At 37.6% G+C, this 2,508-nt stretch carries 1 protein-coding gene and 2 pseudogenes; 2 read left to right on the top strand and 1 reads right to left on the bottom strand.

Annotated features, from left to right (window positions below):
- The first annotated feature begins 284 nt into the window (after positions 1 to 284).
- Positions 285 to 626 carry a DUF4156 domain-containing protein gene (locus ARSQ2_RS10800; RefSeq protein ID WP_181995295.1) on the top strand — a complete coding sequence of 114 codons (342 nt, stop codon included), beginning with the start codon at positions 285 to 287 and terminating at the stop codon, positions 624 to 626.
- A 58-nt stretch (positions 627 to 684) separates the two neighbouring features.
- Here the strand turns inward: ARSQ2_RS10800 and epmB are convergent.
- A pseudogene (epmB, locus tag ARSQ2_RS10795) lies at positions 685 to 1,702 on the bottom strand (EF-P beta-lysylation protein EpmB); the annotation flags it as partial.
- Positions 1,703 to 1,746: 44 nt separating this feature from the next.
- On the opposite strand from epmB, the pseudogene efp reads away from it, so the two are divergent.
- Positions 1,747 to 2,314 (top strand): annotated as a pseudogene (gene efp, locus ARSQ2_RS10790) (elongation factor P).
- The last annotated feature ends 194 nt before the right edge of the window (positions 2,315 to 2,508 follow it).

Below are 2,508 nucleotides of genomic sequence, written 5' to 3'. Positions count from 1 at the left end.
CAACCCTTCTTCTTCCATCGTAAATATCACTTTACGTCTAAAATCAATTGAATAGCTCATATAAATAATGTCATCAAAATTAAGTCGCTTAGCTATAATATGATTTAACCGAGTATATTTACTAGAATAGCGTAAAATGTTGTTAACACGCTGGTATAAAAGATTGATGGCCAAACTATTTGGCTGGATATTATGTTGTTATTGATAATAAGCTTAATTTGGCAAAAAATTCGGTAATGTAAGCGTTGATATTAATATATAGCTAAAAGTAAATGAGGAACAACATGCGAATTAAAGTATTGCTTGGTGCCACATTATTTGTCTTGGCTGGCTGTTCAACAACCAATAAAATTACCACCGCGGGTGAAAAAGTTCGTTTCGTTAATGCCCAGCCAGGAAGTGAATGTTGGCATTTAGGATCGGTTACCGGCACCCAAAGTAATTGGCTTAGTGGCGTAAATAATGAGTCTAGTTCACTGCGTGGCGCAGCAAATGATTTACGCAACAAAGCTGCTGAGATGGGAGGTAATGTTATTTATGGCGCTAATAACCCTACGGAAACGTTACTCTCGAGTTTTATTCCTACTGACAGTAAAATGATAGGACAAGTTTATAAGTGTCCATAACGCATGCTAAGCATGATCCTGAATAATATAGGATCATAGGTTTTATCATGTAACTAAATTGTAATTGTAAGTCAATCGGTTTTTTACTCAATTTTCCACCTATTTCTCTGGTTAATCTCGGTACCAGATAGCCTGAGATACGGGTAAGCAGTTCTTTCATTATGATGCGGGCCTCTTCATCCGTTACCATAAAATGGGCGCCATCTTGGACTTTATCTAATAAATGTAAATAATAAGGCAGTATGCCGTTTTCAAACAGTTTATTACTTAATTTAGCGAGACAGTCAGCATTATCATTCACACAGCGAAAAAGTACACTTTGATTTAATAAGGTAACACTTACCTGTTTTAACTGTTCCATCGCGCAACTAAACTCACTGTCAATTTCCTTGGCATGATTGATATGAGTCACCATAATAATCTGTAATCGAGAAATATTGAAACGTTGGCAAAGTGTTGTGGTAATGCGAGCAGGAATAACCACCGGTAATCGGCTATGGATCCTAAGCCGTTTGATATGAGGGATAGTTTCTAACTGTGACATCAGCCAATCTAACTCATGATCTTTTGCCATCAAAGGATCGCCGCCTGAAAAAATAACTTCATTAAGCTCAGTATGGCGTTGAATATAATTTAATGCAGTCTGCCAATGTTGTTTTTTGCTTTTTTTCTTCATAGGGAAAGTGACGCCGGAAGCAATAGGGGCAATTAAAGGGACAACCTCCTTTCACTAATACTAGGACGCGATCCTGATATTTATGTAATAATCCTGGAATTGGACTATTTTGCTCATTTAACGGCTCAGTCGAAAATGTTGGCGTAAGATTAAATTCAGATTTTAGCCTAATAACTTGCCATAAAAGGGGATCATTGCCATCACCGATCCGCATTTTTGCAATAAAAGGGTGAGATACGCGCAGCGGAAATAAAGCACAAGCAGCAGTTCCAGCACGCAATTCCGGATCATTTTGTAGTGACAGTAATCGTAGCAATTCGTCAGGATCAGTCACAGCTTCTGCAAGTTGTTCTAGCCAGACTTCTCTGGCAGGGCTTTTTTGAGTTACAATATTAAACATTTTTTGGCTATGCCATTTTTACTTAAAAAATTTAGAGGATTTCTATGGCTACCTATAGTACCAATGAATTTCGCTCAGGTCTTAAAATCATGTTAGATGGCGAGCCTTCTGCAATTGCGGAAAGCGAATTTGTCAAACCAGGCAAAGGGCAAGCGTTTTCTCGCGTACGGATCCGTAAATTAATTTCTAATAAGTTAGTTAGAAAAAACATTTAAGTCAACTGATTCTGTCGAAAGTGCTGATGTTATGGATCTGAACTTGATTTATCTATACAGTGATGGTGAGTTTTGGCATTTTATGAATAATGAGACTTGTGAGCAACTAGCTGCTGATGAAAAAGCGGTCGATGATAATGCAAAATGGTTAATCGATCAAGCTGATTGCATTGTTACATTATGGAATGGAGAGCCTATTGCTATCACGCCACCGAATTTTGTTGAACTGGCAGTGGTTGATACCGATCCGGGTTTAAAGGGGGATACCGCAGGTAGGGGCGGAAAACCGGCAACATTAAGTACCGGTGCGGTGGTAAAAGTTCCGCTATTCGTTCAAATTGGTCAGGTAATTAAAGTTGATACCCGCTCCGCTGAATATGTTTCTCGGGTGAAATAATATTTAGTTAATCTATCGCTTTTAATTAAAGGTTGTTTTTTAACAATGAATGGAGTGTGATAGGGGCATTATTTTTTATTGCTAATAATAGCCTAAAAATTTCAGGCTATTATTGTTTCCGCAATATTTTCTATTATCTTAGTTATTGATTTATCTGTTTGCTATTAGCCATTAGTGATTTAGGACTTAGGTAT

Source organism: Arsenophonus endosymbiont of Bemisia tabaci Q2, from assembly GCF_902713415.1.
GTDB lineage: Bacteria > Pseudomonadota > Gammaproteobacteria > Enterobacterales > Enterobacteriaceae > Arsenophonus.
Note: the sequence above shows the minus strand (reverse complement) of the source record. Positions and strands in the feature narration are given on the sequence as shown.

Coding starts and splice junctions, on each gene's coding strand:
- ARSQ2_RS10800 (WP_181995295.1), top strand. CDS start 285: ATGCGAATTAAAGTATTGCTTGGTGCCACATTATTTGTCTTGGCTGGC.